Origin of the sequence: Granulicella sp. 5B5 (assembly GCF_014083945.1) — a bacterium.
Classification (GTDB): Bacteria; Acidobacteriota; Terriglobia; order Terriglobales; family Acidobacteriaceae; genus Granulicella.
Window position 1 is genome coordinate 3,401,944 of sequence record NZ_CP046444.1, and the last position, 17,771, is coordinate 3,419,714.

The 17,771-nt window shown below is 54.4% G+C and carries 11 protein-coding genes; 10 read left to right on the forward strand and 1 reads right to left on the reverse strand.

Annotation, left to right across the window (positions count from 1 at the left end; genetic code table 11):
* Window positions 1-558 precede the first annotated feature (558 nt).
* From GOB94_RS14405 to GOB94_RS14450, 10 genes are all read left to right on the forward strand, one after another.
* Window positions 559-2,112, forward strand: coding sequence for a sulfatase (locus GOB94_RS14405; RefSeq protein ID WP_182276568.1), 1,554 nt, complete (start codon window positions 559-561; stop codon window positions 2,110-2,112).
* Window positions 2,113-2,197: 85 nt separating this feature from the next.
* Window positions 2,198-6,115: a carboxypeptidase-like regulatory domain-containing protein gene (locus GOB94_RS14410; protein ID WP_182276569.1), complete on the forward strand. Its 3,918-nt coding sequence runs from the start codon at window positions 2,198-2,200 to the stop codon at window positions 6,113-6,115.
* A 404-nt stretch (window positions 6,116-6,519) separates the two neighbouring features.
* A complete protein-coding gene (locus tag GOB94_RS14415) occupies window positions 6,520-6,963 on the forward strand; it encodes a CHRD domain-containing protein (protein WP_182276570.1) in 444 nt (147 codons plus the stop codon).
* Between the two features lie 117 nt (window positions 6,964-7,080).
* Window positions 7,081-7,536 carry a c-type cytochrome gene (locus GOB94_RS14420; RefSeq protein ID WP_220464939.1) on the forward strand — a complete coding sequence of 152 codons (456 nt, stop codon included), beginning with the start codon at window positions 7,081-7,083 and terminating at the stop codon, window positions 7,534-7,536.
* A gap of 140 nt (window positions 7,537-7,676) precedes the next feature.
* The gene (locus GOB94_RS14425) at window positions 7,677-8,072 is read left to right on the forward strand and encodes a protein-disulfide reductase DsbD domain-containing protein (RefSeq protein WP_182276572.1); all 396 of its coding nucleotides are present in this window, start codon (window positions 7,677-7,679) and stop codon (window positions 8,070-8,072) included.
* Window positions 8,073-8,414: 342 nt separating this feature from the next.
* The gene (locus GOB94_RS14430) at window positions 8,415-8,636 is read left to right on the forward strand and encodes a PLP-dependent transferase (protein WP_182276573.1); all 222 of its coding nucleotides are present in this window, start codon (window positions 8,415-8,417) and stop codon (window positions 8,634-8,636) included.
* A 342-nt stretch (window positions 8,637-8,978) separates the two neighbouring features.
* A complete protein-coding gene (locus GOB94_RS14435) occupies window positions 8,979-10,475 on the forward strand; it encodes a hypothetical protein (protein ID WP_182276574.1) in 1,497 nt (498 codons plus the stop codon).
* 38 nt (window positions 10,476-10,513) lie between these two features.
* A complete protein-coding gene (locus GOB94_RS14440; protein ID WP_182276575.1) occupies window positions 10,514-11,926 on the forward strand; it encodes a TlpA disulfide reductase family protein in 1,413 nt (470 codons plus the stop codon).
* Window positions 11,927-12,161: 235 nt separating this feature from the next.
* The gene (locus GOB94_RS14445; protein ID WP_255483995.1) at window positions 12,162-15,728 is read left to right on the forward strand and encodes a carboxypeptidase regulatory-like domain-containing protein; all 3,567 of its coding nucleotides are present in this window, start codon (window positions 12,162-12,164) and stop codon (window positions 15,726-15,728) included.
* 58 nt (window positions 15,729-15,786) lie between these two features.
* The gene (locus GOB94_RS14450) at window positions 15,787-16,563 is read left to right on the forward strand and encodes a hypothetical protein (RefSeq protein ID WP_182276576.1); all 777 of its coding nucleotides are present in this window, start codon (window positions 15,787-15,789) and stop codon (window positions 16,561-16,563) included.
* 273 nt (window positions 16,564-16,836) lie between these two features.
* On the opposite strand, the gene GOB94_RS14455 is transcribed toward GOB94_RS14450, so the two are convergent.
* The gene (locus tag GOB94_RS14455) at window positions 16,837-17,754 is read right to left on the reverse strand and encodes a hypothetical protein (protein ID WP_182276577.1); all 918 of its coding nucleotides are present in this window, start codon (window positions 17,752-17,754) and stop codon (window positions 16,837-16,839) included.
* Window positions 17,755-17,771: the final 17 nt, after the last annotated feature.

Sequence of the window (17,771 nt, forward strand, 5' to 3'; positions counted from 1 at the left end):
GAAGCACAACAGATCGAGGACACGCGCTGGAAGAGGGCGGCAGCAACAAGCGATCTGATGGAACTTACTCATGAAGTCAAAATAGTCCTGTCCACAGATGCGGTCAAGTTCATGATTCATCACTCGTTGTCTTAAGCATATTGCGAGACCATTTCTAGATAATCTGCGAATGCTTGACTACGACGATGTCATATGAGAAATTAGTCCCAGTATGACACTTGGATTTCGCCAAATCGATCGCCGCCCCTGTTGTCGCTGCATGGAGCATCTGTGTGGAGCAAGGGTATGTGCGGGGTTTGGTAGAGATTGATCTGTCAAATCTGAATTGAGCGCTAGACCTCGCCCACTCCTGGTGGGCGTTGTTGTCTCTGCGACCACTTCTCATTAAACACCTTTCATTCAGTCACTCGCTCCCCGGACGCCCTGTCGCAGGCCTTTATCGTTTTCGAGTCGGAAGTTGCCTCGTGAACATCATGGGTTCCGAAACGATCTTCAATATAGGCATTCAACGGGTGACGGCTGTCTGCCGCTCCTTGCACCAACCACGACTGGAGAACCATGGAACCGGAATCGAAACGACGTTGGAATCGCCGAGAGTTTGTAGCACAAGCCGCGGCCGCCGCGGTCACCGCCGCGGTCACTGCCGCTGTTACTGGGACAGCATCTGCTGTAGAGGCGAAGAAGCCCAATGTCCTCTTCTTCATGTCAGATGACATGCGCGTGGAGTTAGGGTGCTATGGAAGCCGATTTCGCGCTCAGACGCCGAATCTGGATGCATTGGCGCATCGGGGTGTTCGCTTCGATCGAAACTACTGCCAGTTTCCACTCTGCAATCCGTCCCGAGCCTCCCTCCTTACGGGACAGGGGCCCCTGGATACGAAGGTGCTAGGCAATCGAACGAATTTTCGCGATACGCGTCCTGATCTGACGAGCCTTCCGCAGCTCTTTCAGGCAAATGGTTATGTTACGGCACGGAGTGGCAAGATCTTCCACGGTGGTTACGATGACCCAAAGGCGTGGACGGTCGGCTATAGCGACGTCACGATTGGTGCCATTGAATCGGCTGCAGAGGACGGAACGGAGACGGAAAAAGGCAACTACCATATTCATCGCGAGGTCGTTCCCCCGCAACCGGTGCCTCCTCCTCCTCCGGGCATACCGTCGTCCTCAACGCAGAATCCTAAATCCGCGCACTCCGATGAGATATTGATTCTTGATGGAGACGGTGGCGATCATCCGGAGAACCTTGTTGCTGAGAGGGCCATCGGCTATTTGCGAACCTATCGCAACCGGCCCTTCTTCATTGGGTGTGGTTTCTCCAAGCCACACAGTCCGCCTACTGCGCCGCAGCGGTTCTTCGACTTGTATGACCCCGCGAAACTCGAATTGACGCCCGACTTCGCGGCATGGCCTACGGTACCGCCGGGATTCCCGAAGGCGGCCATTCGCCCGCGCAACGCAGACTTGTTTGTCGGCCGCGGCGCGAGTGTTGTTGAAGCGAAAGAGGTGATTCGTGCCTATCTGGCTTCCATCTCGTGGGTGGACTGGAACCTGGGCAGAGTTCTTACGGAACTTGATGCTCTGGGGCTCCGACAGAACACGATCGTTGTCTTCGTTGCCGATCACGGTTACCAGCTTGGGGAGAAAGGTAAATGGTCAAAGGCCGGATCGCTCTTCGAGATGGGTACTCGAGTGCCGCTCATCATTCACGATCCCAGAGCTGGAGGGAATGGCCACACTTCGACGCGCCTCGTGCAATCTCTGGATATCTATCCAACCCTCGTAGAGCTTTGCGGCCTTTCGCATCCATCGTCAGGATTGCAGGGCAAGAGTCTTACGCCTCTGCTTCATCATCCGCAGGCAACATGGGATAGTCCAGCTTTCAGCATCTGGAGCGAAGACGGGAAGAGCATTCACGGCGTTGCCGTGCGGAAGGATCATTGGCGATATGTCGAGTTTGGTGCCGATGGAAAGAATGGACGCATGCTTTTCAATGAACAGGTAGATCCGCTGGAGATGACCAATATCGCAGAGGATCCTAGCCACGCAAAGGTATGTTCCCAGTTATCCAAGTTAGTCAATGGATATAGAAGTCGAACTAACGCGACCTAGAGTTCGATTTGAGTGCCTGCTCGATAGCTATAGCTTTCCTGTGAGCGCACTAACGGTTTAACACACAAAGGCATTGGAGAAAGAGATGAAATGCTCAACACTGCAGCGCAGGCTGCAGCGCTATATTATCTGCAGCGTGGCAATGTTGCTGGGATCAGTGATCATTGTGTATTCGGCGAAGGCGCAGACTGGTGGAGACGGCGCCATCACGGGTACGGTTGCAGACTCAACAGGAGCATTAATTCCGAACGCTACTGTAACAGCTACAAACAAAGATACCGGGGTTGTAACCGCGCGCCCTACATCAGCTAGCGGGTTGTATCAGCTGAGTCCACTCATTGTCGGGACCTATACCGTTACTGTAGCTGCAGATGGCTTCAAGAGCTTTACGCAGCAGAATGTTGTGCTGAACGCTGCGCAGGTTTTTGGCTTAAATGTGACACTCCAACCTGGCAACAGAGGTGAGACGGTGACGGTCAATACCGCTCCCCCTGCGTTGGACACAACAAACGCGGTGCTCGGAGGCACCATCACCAGCAAGGAATATATGAATCTTCCGTTGCTGGTTGCGGGCAATCAGCAACGAGACATTACACAGTTCTCCAACCTCCTGCCTGGTGCTCAGCCCGGCGCACGCTCTTCGCTTTTCTCCGGTACCGCAAGCCGAGTTGAAGAGGTCTACCTTGATGGCATCCCCATCTCAGAGATCAGCCAGATTGGCGACAACCGACCGATCTTCAATCTCGTTCCTTCGGAGGCGATCGATCAAATCGGTGCGACGACCAGTGGACAGTCCGTTGATGCGCAGGGGGCTGGATCCGTTAACTACACCATGGCTTCGGGCGCGAATCAGTACCACGGCACGGTTGCCGACTTTATCCGAAACACCATCTTCGATACGTGGGGGTTCACAGCTCCTGCCGCTACTACACGGAAGCTTGTGAATGGTGCCATTCAGAATGTTCCAGCCGGCAAGCCCGCTGACCATCAGAATGAATTTACTGCCACAGTCAGTGGCCCTATCAGTATTCCGCACCTGTTTAGTGGCAGGAATAAGCTCTTCTTCTTTGCCGCTTATGATTTGACGCATGCCAACACGGCCCCGAGTTATTCAACGGCGACCGTACCCACTGCATTGATGCGTACGGGAGACTTCACGGAGTTATTGAATAGCACGCAATCCGCGGGTACCGGTGCCGCAGGAACGTCCGGGCCAGGCTATTTGCTATATGATCCGACGACGCAGTCATGCGTGGGAAGTGTCTGCACTCGCCAGCCGTTTATAGGAATGAAAAATGGCCTACCAACACCTAATATCATTCCGGCAAATAAGATCTCTCCGATTGCCCAAACAATGCAGTCGTTCCTTCCTCCGCCGACGACATCGGGGCTTCAGAATAACTATCTTGGGGGATATCCGACGGGGAACAAGAACTGGCTCTACTCTGGCCGAATTGACTATGACATCTCGCCTAAGAACAGGCTCTCCTTTGTTGTGACCGGGGGGAACACTCATCCCGTTCCTTACACGGGTAATGGCGTTTTACCCGTGCCATACCTTGCTTCCGTCTACACGCAGACCGGTGGTCATTGGGCAGACATGCAGGACACGTATACGATTACGCCGAATTTGGTCAACCAGTTCAAGTTCGGGTTCAGCAACTTCGGTGGGCCGCCTTCCACTAACCTGACCCAAGGTGTCTCGCAGTATGAGGCGCAGAACATGGGGATCAATTTCAATGGGCTACCTGCGGATGCGCAGGCAGTGACCGAGTTCCCGACGCAGGTGTTTGCCGGGAGTAACGCGCAGACGGAGTGGGGTGAGGGAGTACCGGGGACGAGCAAAACAACGGTCGACGAATCCTACACTACGGTCGATAACCTGCTATGGGTGAAGGGAAGACATGCCATGACGTTCGGGATTCAAATCCAACGTCTCGAGCTGAACCAGTCTGCCCAAGATGGTCCGACCTCTGGTTTGCAATTGAACTGGAGCACCAATGAAACCTCGCAGGAGACTGGATCAGCCTATACGACAAGTACCGGCTATGCTTACGCGAGTTATCTTCTCGGTGCGGTCGGAAGTGCCAGCGTCACTGAACTGCCGTTCTCGGTATTGGGCGGCCGCTTTCATCCAGTGGCGCCATACTTCCAAGACAACTTCAAGGTCAACACGAAGCTGACGTTGAACCTGGGGCTGCGCTGGGATTATCTCCCGACCTACAACGAGGTACTGGATCGGTTTTCGTTCCTCAATCCTAATTTAGTGAATCCGGCTACGGGTAATCTCGGTGCCTTGCAGTTTGCAGGGAGCTATGGTGGCCCAGGGGTCAGCTGCGGATGCAATTCGCCTGCGCACAACTACATGAAGAATTGGGGGCCACGGTTGGGCTTCGCTTATTCGGTCAATGACAAGACTGTTGTGCGCGGCGCTTATGCCGTTGTGTATTCCCATGGCGGAGGCACTGGCGGTGCGGGGGGCGCGTACCAGGGGACGGGCTCGCTTGGTCTCACAAGTTCTCCTGTCTTCTCTGATGGTGGAGCTGGGACAGGCGCTGGCCCAGCGTTCTATCTGAATAATAGTTCGGGCTTCCAGTCTGGAGGCATAGCGAACAGCACCTTTGGCGGCCCGGGCTACACCTTCCCGGCGATCACACCACCCGGACCCGCAAGCCAGATTTTGAATGTGGGCAACTATGTGAACAGTGCTGGGGCTTTTGTGACGCCTGGCGCCATCAGCTATCTCGACCCCTATGTTTCAGGGCGTGCGCCGGAGTTTGACTTCTGGAACTTTGGCATTCAGCGTGAGATCATTCGTGATCTCACGATCATGGTGAACTACGCGGGTTCCGAGAGTCACTTCCTAGCGGGAGCCAGTAACATTCGTGGTTTGCAATCGGGGGAGCTCAATCCTAAATACTTTGCGTTAGGCGTTGGAATATACGGCGCCGGTCTCCTTTCAAAGCCCGCAACCGCTGCCAACATCGCTGCTGCAGATGCGATTATTCCGGGCATAGCTGCGCCTTACTCTGGTTTTGTAACTGCCGCTGGAACCACCAAGGGAGCCAGCTATGCCACCATCGGGCAGATGCTGACGTGGATGCCGCAGTACTCCGGGACCACGGATACCTGGGGTAGCCAAACGGCGAATGCCGCATACCATTCGTTACAGGTTTCGCTTTCCAAACGGGTGTCACACGGCCTAACGTTCAATCTGAACTACACATATTCCAAACAGCTCGACGACACGGGTACGATCCGTAGTGGCTACGCGATTCCAGCGGGCCTTACTCTAAACGGCAAGGCGTGGAAGCAGGACAGGATTGACCGTGGCTTGAGTGCTACGAGCGTACCGCAGAACCTTGCGATCTTCGGGGTCTACCGGCTCCCGTTTGGAAAAGGCCAGATAGGGGGAGATCATCTTTTCTCGCGCATATTACTCGGGGGTTGGGATCTTTCAGGAGTGTTTACGTACGTTTCTGGAGCCCCGCTCGCGCTAACCTCTACTGCGTGTTCCGCGGCGACAGAACCGGGGCAAGGACAGTGCATGCCGGACGTCAATCCGAACTTTACAGGGAGCGCCCGACAGAACGGCAGCTGGGGGCGCGGAGCCACCGCAGCCAATCTCGGAAAGTATTCCTATATTCGGGGCGCTATCACAGGGACGACTCCCGGGGAAGGTGCCGGAAGCGCAGCTTGCACGGCTAGCAGCGGTCCTTTCTGCAACTCTGGAGCCCTGATGATTGGTGATGCCCCGCGTACTGCTCCTTTTGGCCTCAGAGGGCCGGGTGTCTACAACCTCAACATGGGTGTACGGCGCAGCTTCAAACTTGTCGGGGAGTCCAACTTTATCTTCGGTGTCGACTGCCAAAATGTAACGAATAAGGTTACGTTCAGCGGTATCAATACCGTGGTTAACAGCGCCAGCTTCGGAACGATCAGTAGCGCGACTAGCAACTCTGGCAGTAGAGACTTTCAGTTCTCAGGAAGGATACGCTTCTAAGTGTCGAAGCTACGGCGGCTTGCGGGCCACGCATCCGCCGTAACTGCGACTCTGACCCTGCGTCAGCCAATGGTCGATGAAGTCTCAGTTCAGGTGTTTGGAGATGTTTCCTTCTTGACCAGTGACGCCTGTCGTTCTAAGCTCTTTCATATGCAGACCAATCCACGACTGTGTTGTTGTTGCCGCGTCCTGCTGGCACCCACAGTCGTGTATCGCGTTCGTTAGACGCCATAAGGCCGCTAACAACTAGCCCTACATTCCCCTTACATCCCGCTTCACATACAACTGAACGGAGTTTGTTCAATGGGCCGGCGAACCATCCAGACGCAACGTCGGCTTCATCCGTCACATTTTGGGTCCGATCGCTGTCATTCGCTTTAAGTCCAACACTACAAGGAGCAACAATGAAACAACTAACGAGAATCATCTGCACTGCGGTAATGACACCCATGTTTGCTCTTGCCAGCGTAGCCGCACACGCGGCGACGATTCACTTCAAAGCCGATCTACAGGCATCTTCTGAGGTTCCGGCGAAGAACAGCACGGGTACTGGCGCTCTCACCGCATCGCTGGATACGGATACGAACGAGCTTACGTATCACATAGAGTTCCGTGATCTAACTGGTCCAGTGCTGGCAGCCCATTTTCATGGTCCCGCTGCGCCGGGAACGAATGCCAAACCCCAGGTAGCTATCAAAGTGAAGCCGATCGTCAGCCCGATCGAAGGCAAGGTAACCCTCACTCCGGAGCAAGCGAAGGATCTGGAAGGCGGCCAGTGGTACTTCAACCTGCACACTTCAGCGAATCCGAGCGGTGAAATTCGTGGGCAGATCCTCAAAACTGAATGATGCAGGCTTTCCTGCCATATATCCAGTTACACAATCGCCGCTACTTTCCTGAGCATGTGGAAGCTGTGTCCGTTTCCACATGCTCGTTCGGCCAACCCAAGCCAAACAAGGACTGAAATGAATTTTCGATATATGGGAGCAGTTGTCGTCGCAGGCTTAGTGCTTGTTGCAGCTGCGAGTACTGCACAGCAAGAGCCGCCCGCGAAGAGCACGACGGCGGTACATCATGCACCAACGAATCTGAAAGTGCTTCCGAAAGACATCTCAAGCGAAGAACTGCATGCGCGGATGCGCCAATACGTCAGTGAGGTCGGCGTGCCGTGCGGATACTGTCATGCAGAAAACCCGCAAACGGGCAAGCTGGACTTTGCCTCTGACGATAACCCCGTGAAAGAAACGGCGCGATTCATGATCAAAATGACGGATGACATCAACACCAAGTACCTTGCACAGCTCGGAGACCGCCGTTATTCTCCGGCATTTACCTGCGGCTCTTGCCATCAAGGCCAACCAGAACCACCGACTTTTGTCCCGAAGGCTTCCACGCCGAAAGACAGTGTGGCGAAGCCCTGATCACTGTCGATCCAAACGAGATTGAAAGGTAAGTCGATACCATGTCATTGCGTCTTATACCTGCAGCTGTAGTTACGCTTTTGTTTAGTGTCAGCCCCGTTCGTGCGCAGATTCCCAATGTAGTGCAATGGTCAGGGCAGTTGAGCACCAACTCTGCTGCGCATCCAGGACAGCACTCATCGCTCGAAATTACGGCGGTCATTCAAGATGGATGGCATGTCTACGCGCTGACGCAGGTCGCTGGCGGCCCGATGCCATTGCGCATCGGCATCGGCCACAATCCTACCGTGGAGCTAGACGGCAAGATCACCGGAAGCACCCCTTCGAAGCAGCACGATCCCAGCTTTGATCTCGAGACCCAGACATATAGCCATGGCTTCACTGTGACAGCTCCGCTGAAGGTAAAGCGAGATGCTCCCGCTGGTAACGCGAGTGTGCCGGTATCGATCCGCTTTCAAGCTTGCAGCGACCGCACTTGCCTTCCCCCGCGGACGGTTCAGATATCTGTGCCGCTCGAGGTCGCGGCAGCGAAGTAGCCGCCACTTTCTGATTCTTTCAAGTTTTCAAAGTTGTAGGAGTTGGAATGCCTGATAGACTCGATTTTCAGCCGTCGACGTTGGCGATTCATCCCAACAGAGCATGCGAGTATCCAGCGAATTCGATTGAATTCCCGATTCACCTGACGTCAACGTATATTCTGACGTGATCTACGGTGGCACTGTGCGGTTGGCGGAATGGTTGGAGAATCACCCCCAGGGTGGAACGGGTCTACTATCCGAGGGTCGCGTCGTTGCCGCAAGCAGAACTCACTAAAAGGCACCAAAGCACTCGGGTGGAATGCTTGCGTTCGAACTCAATGCGAGCACAATTGATTCTCTGTGGTTCATTGGCGCGCTACCCGTGCTGAAAGCCTTGGAAGCGTCGAGACGCTGGTTACAAATCCAACTAGAGCGCCACACTGCGATATCCCTGTCGAGATACGGGAATGGCTAGGAGTATCCGATCACCTGATACGGCTATCTGTAGGTCTTGAAGCTCTATGGGACTTGATCCATGATTTTGAACAGGCATTTTCAGTGATATTCGGCGCTGCTACTTAACGATTTAGTACGATCAATTTATATGCAAGTACGCCTGACACTTGACAAACACTTAGACTGTGGTAGCCTCAATTCAATGGTCATCCTCCCTAACGCGAATTGTTGTTCTCCACGCAGAAATCCTGGCGGATGGGGAAGCGCGTTGGCCTATAACTTATAGGATCTTCACGATCGTATAGTTACCGACAAACCCACTTGCCAGTCATGCTGGAGTGGGTTTTTTACTTAAGGCACACCTCAATCGAAACCGCCTTCTGTATACCGCTCAGCAGTCTTCGCTGACGTGGTCTACCGTGCTTTGTCGTGACCCATACCTATTCTCATTTGCCTATGGACACCTCTATGAGCAATAAAGGCTTTTCACAATCAATTGAAGTCGTTCGACGCAACGGCAGCAACCCACGGTTGAAGGCCTTGTCGATCCTTTCAGTCCCATCGGTCCTTGCTGTGGGAGCCGCGTCTACCATGCTGGCCTACGGCCAGATTGCTGTACAAAATCAGGGTTATGTGCCGTTCAGTGACGCGCCGATCAACTACCGTACGTCAGAGCTGCATGACCCTGTGGCCCTACTTCAGCGGCAACTCGATAGTGGCAAAGCGTCTCTGAAGTATGAGCCTCAGCACGGGTATTTACGTTCCGTGTTGCAGCTGCTGAAGGTCCCCATCGATTCACAGACGCTGGTCTTTTCCAAGACAAGCTTTCAATACAAGAAGATATCCCCAGATCATCCACGTGCTCTCTATTTCAACGATGATGTTTACGTCGGTTCAGTGCACGATGGCAAGGCAATCGAGATCGTGTCCTTCGATCCACTACAGGGCGCGGTCTTTTATTTGCTGGATGAGCACAAGGTGGCCCAACCGGTCTTTCAGCGGGCTGAATTGGATTGCACGCAGTGCCATATAGCCGCAGGGACACGTGGCGTTCCAGGCGTGCTCTTACGGTCTATCTACCCAACGGAGACGGGCACACAAGCGACCAGCACCCCATCCTATATCACCGATCAGGAGAGCCCATTCAAAGAGCGCTGGGGAGGTTGGTACGTAACAGGCAAACTTGGGAACCTTACAAGTATGGCCAATGCCGCGGTACCGGACTCTTCAGATCCAACCTCTCCAGCCATCCCACAGTACGTTCCTGTCGCTACAACGAAACTCGTCGCGCTGAACCATCCATTCGACCCCTCAACCTATCTGATCCCAGGCAGCGACGTAGTCGCGCAATTGGTACTTGCTCATCAGACGCAGATGCATAATCTGATCACACTGACCAACTACAAGACGCGGATAGCGCTCTACACCGCGGCTATCCGGAACAAGAATGCGGGGAAGCTAGCCGATACGTCGCTGCCAGATGACTTGCGCTTGCAGTTCGAGAGGCCAGCAGAGCAGTTGCTGCGGTATCTGCTATTTGTCAACGAAGCTCCACTTCCTGGTTCCACTAGTTCCCCTATTGTGGGCTCTTCGACATTTGCGCTAACTTTCGCGGCTCGTGGCATTCGTGACGCCGAGGGACGCTCCCTCCGTGATTTCGACCTCCACACAAGAATTTTCAAGTATCCATGCAGTTACCTGATTTATACCGACTCCTTCGATCAGATCCCCGAGCCCGCAAAGAGCTATATCTATCACCGCTTATTCGAGATTCTGGCTGAGAAGGATCAAAGTCCAGACTTTGCAAAGATCTCTCATGCTGACAAGCGTGCGATCTTTGAGATTTTGCTGGCAACCAAACCCGGATTGCCTACCGAATGGAAGGACTATGCGAGATCAAACCACCTCCGCATAGCCGCAGCGCCCACGCCCCCGATTCATCCAGATGCAAATCAACCTGGATAAACAACCACATCAGATGCCGACTCAGAGAGGAAACTAACGTGAGAGCAACTTCGAAAAGCATAAGTTTTGTTGCGGTACTCGCCTTGTTCGCGCCAGCATTGGTGGCGGCGCATGGTCAGGACTCTAAAGCCTCAATCGATGGCCGCTGGGATGCAAGTCTCGTTAACCATGGGACGGTCATTCCGTTCCGTCTGGACATTTCAGGATCAGGCCCTTCGCTCAAAGGCACATTCTACAACGGCTTTCAGCCATATGATGGGACGACAAGCGCCACTTACAACGAAGGCAAACTGGTTCTCAACATCGAACACTATCTCACCACCATTACAGCTACACTGCAGGATGGGCAGCTTGTCGGTGAAGTAAGCAGCCAGTCTCGTGCCTCTACATCGAACTACACCTTCCAGGCCAGCCGTCACGTCGAATCGAAGGTCTCGGCCAAGGACGTGCCGTCCATCGCTGGATCTTGGATCATTCCTTTGGATGCCCCCAGCTCGAAAGGCGAAAAGGCGTTTCGCTTCATCGTAGAGCAGCACGGTGCCGAGGTTGCTGCGAGCATACTTCGAGTGGATGGGGATACGGGTGCCTACAGCGGAACCTACAAGGATGGTAAGTGGGTGCTGAGTCACTTTGACGGTTCCAGGCCCGGTGTTATCCAAGTGTCACTCAAGAGTGATGGCACGTTGGAGGTCTTGCAGAACAATGGTCGCCCGCGCAACGCTGCTCCCGACGCACCGACGGCTGGCTCCAATGCTGCGGCCTATCAGCCGGCAAGTGCTCCGGCCGGAGACAAGCAGTACGCGGAACCGGTCGATAGCCGCTACGCCTCGACATTGATCGCTTACAGAAGTGACATCGCCATAGCGAAGGGTTTACCACAACCCGAAAACTATGACACGCACACGACGGTTCGCGATCCGAATCAGAAGTTTACTTTCGACTTTCCTGACGTCAATGGGAAGCTTGTTTCCAATGACGATCCGCGCTTCAAGGGCAAGGTGGTCCTGGCTATCGTAACTGGTACCTGGTGCCCGAACTGCCACGACGAAGCTCAATACCTTGTGCAGCTAGACAAGAAGTATCGGGATAAGGGATTGGCCATCGTCGCACTCGACTTCGAAGAGCCTGAACAGCAGGGTTCTTTGGAGCGCGAAAAGGCATTCGTCAAGCAGTATGGCGTCAAGTACACCTACCTGATCGCGGGCGCGCCGTCCGAGATGTGGGAGAAAGTGCCCGAGTTGGTCAATCTCAACACCTGGCCTGCAACCGTTTTTATCGGCCGTGACGGTCTGGTGAAGGGAGTTCACTCGGGCTTCGCCTCGCCTGCCAGCGGGAAGTTCAATCAGCAACTCAAAGACGAGTTCACTGCGAGGATTGAACAGCTCCTGGCCGAAAGGCCAACGAATCAACTCGCAGAGGAGTCGTCAGCACCCGATGTTGGTCAGCAGTAGTGTATCTTGAGGCTTATCGCTACTGATTGAGTCGGCCCAGACGGGAGATTCCTTTGATGGGCCGGCTCTATCTATTGTTGACTTCGACATAGCCACTCCGGAGGACAGCGGCAACTCAACCCCTATTAAAATCTGCTTTGCTTGAGGTCAGTTGTTGAACCGCATGTATCATTCCGTCTTTCGCCCTTGGAGGGTCTTTCTTTTAGCTGCTGCACTTCTTTGGATGCTTCTCCCGATGGACAAGGTGGAGGCGGCCACACATGGAGCCTTGAGCGGCGCCGTGCGAGATCCATCCGGTGCCGCAATTGCGGGCGCTGCACTTACGTTGATCAACGTGGCGCAAAAGGTCACCTACTATGCAGCATCCGACGCCTCAGGTCTTTATTCGTTCGAGGGCATCCCGGTAGGTCGCTATGACCTCATCGCTCATGCGAATGGATTTACCACGCAACGTCTAGCGAACCTTATGGTCGACACCGATGCGGCGATTCGGCTGGATATGACCCTTGCGATCAGTGCGACTGGAGAAGCGATCACGGTGACAAGCAATTCATACGCGATGGTCGAGCTATCAGCTACCCATCTGGGGGAGGTGGTATCCAGCGCGCAAATGAATGCATTGCCACTGAACGGCCGCAGCTATACAGATTTGCTATCAATACAACCGGGCGTTGCTCCCGTATCCACGTTGCTTCCGAGTTCTGTGATTATGGCGGGCGTAACGGGCAGCATTGATCCCTCTGGCGACCTCAATCCAGGTAATCTCTCCATCAATGGCCAACGCGAGTCTTCAAATGGTTTCCTGGTGGATGGCATAGATGTCCAGGAACATATGAACGGCGGGACTTCGATCATCCCCGATCTCGATTCCATAGAGCAATTTCGTGTTCTGACCAGCAGCTTTGATCCTCAATACGGAAACTACGACGGTGGTGTTGTAACTGTCATTACAAAGTCAGGTGCGGACAGTTTCCACGGAGATGCCTTTGAGTATTTTCGGAATACAGCGCTCGACGCCCGCGGGTACTTTGATCCTGTTCGATCAGCGTTCAATCAAAATCAGTTTGGTGGCACCATTGGGGGGCCAATCAAGCGCGACCATATCTTCTTCTTTGTCGACTATCAAGGAACGCGCACAACCCAGGGCATCTCGACGGGAAACATTACTGTCCCTACGCTGGCGGAGCGCAGTGGAGACTTCTCCGAAGACGCAAGTTCATTCTTGACAAGTTTTACGACATCCGCAGGGCACACCGTAAATGTTCCAACAACTGTTGGCGGTCCCTACTTCGCTTCCCAGGTGCTAACGCCAGCCCTTGGGTATTCAGTCACAGCTAACGAACCGTACTACTTTGCACAAGGCGAAGCGCGCTCCGACGATCCATCATCAGTCTACGCAAGCAACTGTACCTCAACGACACAATGTGTCTTTCCCAATCTGGTTATCCCCCCGACAGCGTGGGCCGCGCCCGCAAGGAATCTTCTCCAGTACATTCCTTCTCCGAACGTAAGTGCTAGCCAATTCTCAACATCGTCTTACTCGCAAACGGTTCGAGACGACAAGGGCTCGGTTCGCATCGATGCAAATACGCGCGCGGGCCAACTGAGTGGGTATTACTTTGTGGATGACTACACGCTCGATAACCCGTATCCGGGCTCGGTTGCAGGCGCAAGCATCCCCGGCTTTGACGCGTTGTATCTTGGGCGCGCTCAACTCTTCGCTTTGTCCGACACGAAGATTCTGGGAATAAATACAGTTGACGAGTCACATATTGGTTACCTACGCAACGCCAACGTCATAGGGCAGCCGCATGGTGGTCTCGGCGTAAGCCTTGCGTCGCAGGGGTTTTCATCTGGAGCCGACGGAATCTATGTGCAGGCTCCTGAATTTGAAGGAGTCGAGAACATTACGTTCCCCTCCTTCGTTATGGGCGTTCCCATTACAAACCTCACTCAGGTCAATAATTCGTTTTATGCAAGCAGCAATCTCACGCGATCGGTTGGTTCGCACACGTTGAACTTTGGGGCCCAGTTTCATATGGACCAGGTGAACGAGCATCCTAATGCCACCTTCAACGGCACGTTCAATATTGATGGCACGGAAACCGGCTCACCCTACGCGGATTTTCTTCTCGGGGTCGCTAGCAACTTTACGCAATCGTCCGGTCAGCCTTTTTATCTCAGGAACCGTTATCTGGGAGCGTACGTGCAGGACAACTGGCGTGCAACCAGCGATCTCACCATGAACGTCGGGCTGCGGTGGGATGTCGTGATGCCATGGTGGGAAAAGTACAATCAATTGCAAACGTGGGTCGCCGGCTCTCAGTCCACCCTTTATCCGGGTGCGCCGGAGGGATTGGTTGTTGCAGGCGATCCTGGTATAGCTCGTACCATCGCGCCGACGCGCTGGAATAATGTTGCTCCACGACTCGGCTTCGCTTGGTCTCCAACCTTCGACAATGGGGTTGGCAGGGCACTCCTTGGCGCACGAGATAAAAGTAGTTTTCGCGTCAGCTATGGGCTGTTCTATACCGCCTTTCCTGGGCTGGCGGCAGGAATCATGTATTCCGTACCGCCCTTTGGATACAACTATCTCAGTCCCGGCCCTCCACTGCTGGCGGCTCCGTTCATTACTGCAGCGACGGGATACAACAACGGACAACGCTTTCCGTTCGATTTTCCGTCGCACCATGTTTCGGCCATGCATCCAGGCACTAACGTCAATTGGAGCAATTTTCTTCCGCTCTCTGCCGATCCCTTCTTTGACCGTCGCAATCGTGCGGCCTATCTCAGCAACTATATGTTCTCGTTTCAACGGCAGTTTTGGGATGATCTCCTGTGGACAGTGAGTTATGTAGGTAATCAGGGACATCGTGAACTCGCGCTCGTCTCTGCCAATCCCGGCAATGCCTCTCTTTGCCTCAGTTTAGCGAGTGACGGCTGCGGGCCTTTTGGGGAGGATGCGAACTACGCGAGCGTAAACGGCACGGCGATCTATGGTACGCGAGTCGGACAGAACGATGGCACAATGCTTGGACAAGGAGAAAACTATGGCGAAAATACCGCAGATAGTTCCATCGCCAACTCTAACTACAACGCACTGCAGACAACTCTACGCTACGAGCAACATGGATCTCAGTTCTTACTGAGCTATGCGTACGCAAAGTCGATTGATCAAGGCTCAAACCTTGGGGAGCAGCTGAATCCGCTTGATGCACGTCAAAGCCGTGCCCTTTCTGCGTGGGATATGAAGCACGACTTTGTTGCGAGCTTTTCGCTGAGGCTGCCCCCGCGTCCGGAGGGAAGACGTTGGCATGACTTTGTTTGGGGTTGGAGCCTCTCTGGAGCAGTCCGGTTGGCCACGGGATTGCCGGTGACGCTCTACGATAACTCCGACAACTCCTTGCTCGGAACGCTCGGTAATGGAGCGAATAATTACCTGCTCGACACCCCGGAGTACAGGCATGGACCGCTTGGTGTGAATACGAATGGCCGCAATGGAAAGGCCGCCTTCAACACCACGCTCTTTTCTGAAGAGTCCTTTGGTGAATTGGGGAATGCGAAACGCAGGATATTCCATGGGCCCGGTATTGAAAATGTAGACCTGGCGCTGCATGACCAACTTCCTCTGCGCGACGGAGGCGTGATCGAGCTCCGACTGGAAAGTTTTAATGCATTCAACCACGCTCAGTTCGATGGCCCGGCCTCTGTCGATGGTCAGATAGAAGATCCGGGCTTTGGGCATATTGTGAGTGCGGTAGCTCCACGCCTGATTCAGATTGCGGCAAAGTACACCTTCTAGGCTCCACGATGACACCTTGTAGTTCAACTTCTATCGATTGATCTAAGGAGATATCAGCATGAAACTTGTCAACGCACGATATTTTATGGCCATGGGTTGGGCACTTCTGTTGGTTTTGACGCTGCCGGTCGCTGCCGCCATTGGACAGACAACGCAACTCCCCACGGGAGTTGAACGGATCTGCTCTATCTCCTTTGACAAAGATACTCGCCGCCCCGCACGGGTCGAGAACAGCGCCCTGCCGTGCCTGAAGGAGGGTGTTGCGGTGCTCAGACAGCATCCTGGCCTCAAGCTGGTGCTGGTGGGCGTGAAGGATCCGGGCAAGGACCATGAGTCCGCTGAGAACGGCATGATGCGCGAGGTCGAGGACAGCACCGGCCTCGACGTGCGCCTCGAAGATCTCTCCGCCTATCGTGCCGTGAACACCAAGTGGTACCTTGTGCACTATCTCGGCGCCGACCCTACCCGCATTATTCCCACGACCGACGAGAGCTACTTCGCGCAAGCAGTGACGTTCTATCTGGTGCCCGAGAGCGCTGACTACAACCACAACTTCCTGGGGACAACGAAGACTAATGAGCGGCCGTGCACCATCACGCCTTGCTATACGCCGGATGAGGAGAGTCTGGATGCGCAGCCGCGTTCGCTCATACAGGAAGATGCAGACGGTCGGCCGCGCGCCGAGACACGGACGGACAAGCAGGAACTCGCCGCCGAGGAGCACCGGTTTGCGCAGGAGGACAAGGCCGCGCCGCATGACCAGGTGAAGCTTGCCCCTCTGCCGCCGCGTCCGACTCCCCAGCACCCCGCCACGCACTCCATCATCCCGCAGTAGCATCCCATGGCACGACCCCCGCATACGAGATATCCATACCCAAACAACCTGGATTCGAGTATGGATGTCTCGTCATTCACTCCAACCGTAGCGATGAAGAGCAGTCGAACTCGATACTGCTTCCGATCCAAGGGCTTCGTGTAGAGGCCCACTCTGATGCCCGCTTCCAAGCGAAGAGCATTCGGCGGTCACTTCGAGCCCAGAGTAAACCTGCCTCCTTCTTATGAATAAAGCAGCCTGTATCGACAGAGTGCGATACAGGCTGCGTCGCTTCTAGTTCGGAGTAGACGTCACAGCAGGGTGTTCTTTGGTGGGTGGAGGAGGCAGTGGGGCACGGTGATCGTAGCCTCTGGTCCCATCGGCCCTTATAGGGCCAGGACCAAATCCAAGATGTCCGCCATTTACGTCGATGTTGTTCTCGTTGCACGCCTCTTCATGGACGCGCTGTTTAGTGGCCGCGACCCACGTTCTCTGGAAGTGAATAGGCGCAGTATAGAACTTCGGGTCTTCAATGGTCAGGTCCAGATGTAGGTGGCCGAAGTCAGGACGTGTCCAACGCTCAATCGTGTGCAGTGCATCGCTGTGCGGATCAGCGTTTTCGTCCGCCCATGTTTTCGTCTCTTTGAACGCAATGGCATCGACCACAAACGTGTCACCGTCCCAACTTCCGATGTTTTCGCCAAAGTAGGTCGGGTCTGGATCGTCCGAGTGCGGTCGTCCGTCCGTAACAACGAGTCGGAAGGTTCCGTATTGGTAGAGGAACACTGTTGATCCCGGCACCTGCAGAAGCTGAAATCCACCATCACCAGCATCTTCGCGCGGAAGGCCGCCCGGCAGGCAGAGACTTTCGGGATCAATTGTGTGCTCCAAGTTGTACTTATGTGCAGCTTCGCCGGCAACGGTAAAGGGCAGTTCGTAACCGGGTAGGTCCTTCCCAATATTTCCGTGGGGGTTTGCCTTACCGTCGTCCTTCCAATATCCGGAGAGATCCGGATGTCCGTCCGAAGTTCTAGGAGTCGGGCCCGTGGGTGGAATGACACTATGTCTGTGTACCTGCGTCTCGCCATCGAAAATGTCCGGTGGGAGTCGTCCCGGCCGTGATGTCTGTGCTTGGAGTGGATATGCGGCAAGAGAGACTATTCCAAGCGTGAGTAAAAGAAAAAGAGTAGGTGAAGCATTGCCGAATCTCACGGTGCGATCTCCTTATC

Bases quoted from the DNA above. Each gene is read 5' to 3' on its own strand.
- GOB94_RS14420 (WP_220464939.1), top strand. From the start codon at position 7,081: ATGAATTTTCGATATATGGGAGCAGTTGTCGTCGCAGGCTTAGTGCTT.
- GOB94_RS14415 (WP_182276570.1), top strand. From the start codon at position 6,520: ATGAAACAACTAACGAGAATCATCTGCACTGCGGTAATGACACCCATG.
- GOB94_RS14405 (WP_182276568.1), top strand. From the start codon at position 559: ATGGAACCGGAATCGAAACGACGTTGGAATCGCCGAGAGTTTGTAGCA.
- GOB94_RS14445 (WP_255483995.1), top strand. From the start codon at position 12,162: ATGGACAAGGTGGAGGCGGCCACACATGGAGCCTTGAGCGGCGCCGTG.
- GOB94_RS14410 (WP_182276569.1), top strand. From the start codon at position 2,198: ATGAAATGCTCAACACTGCAGCGCAGGCTGCAGCGCTATATTATCTGC.
- GOB94_RS14435 (WP_182276574.1), top strand. From the start codon at position 8,979: ATGAGCAATAAAGGCTTTTCACAATCAATTGAAGTCGTTCGACGCAAC.
- GOB94_RS14450 (WP_182276576.1), top strand. From the start codon at position 15,787: ATGAAACTTGTCAACGCACGATATTTTATGGCCATGGGTTGGGCACTT.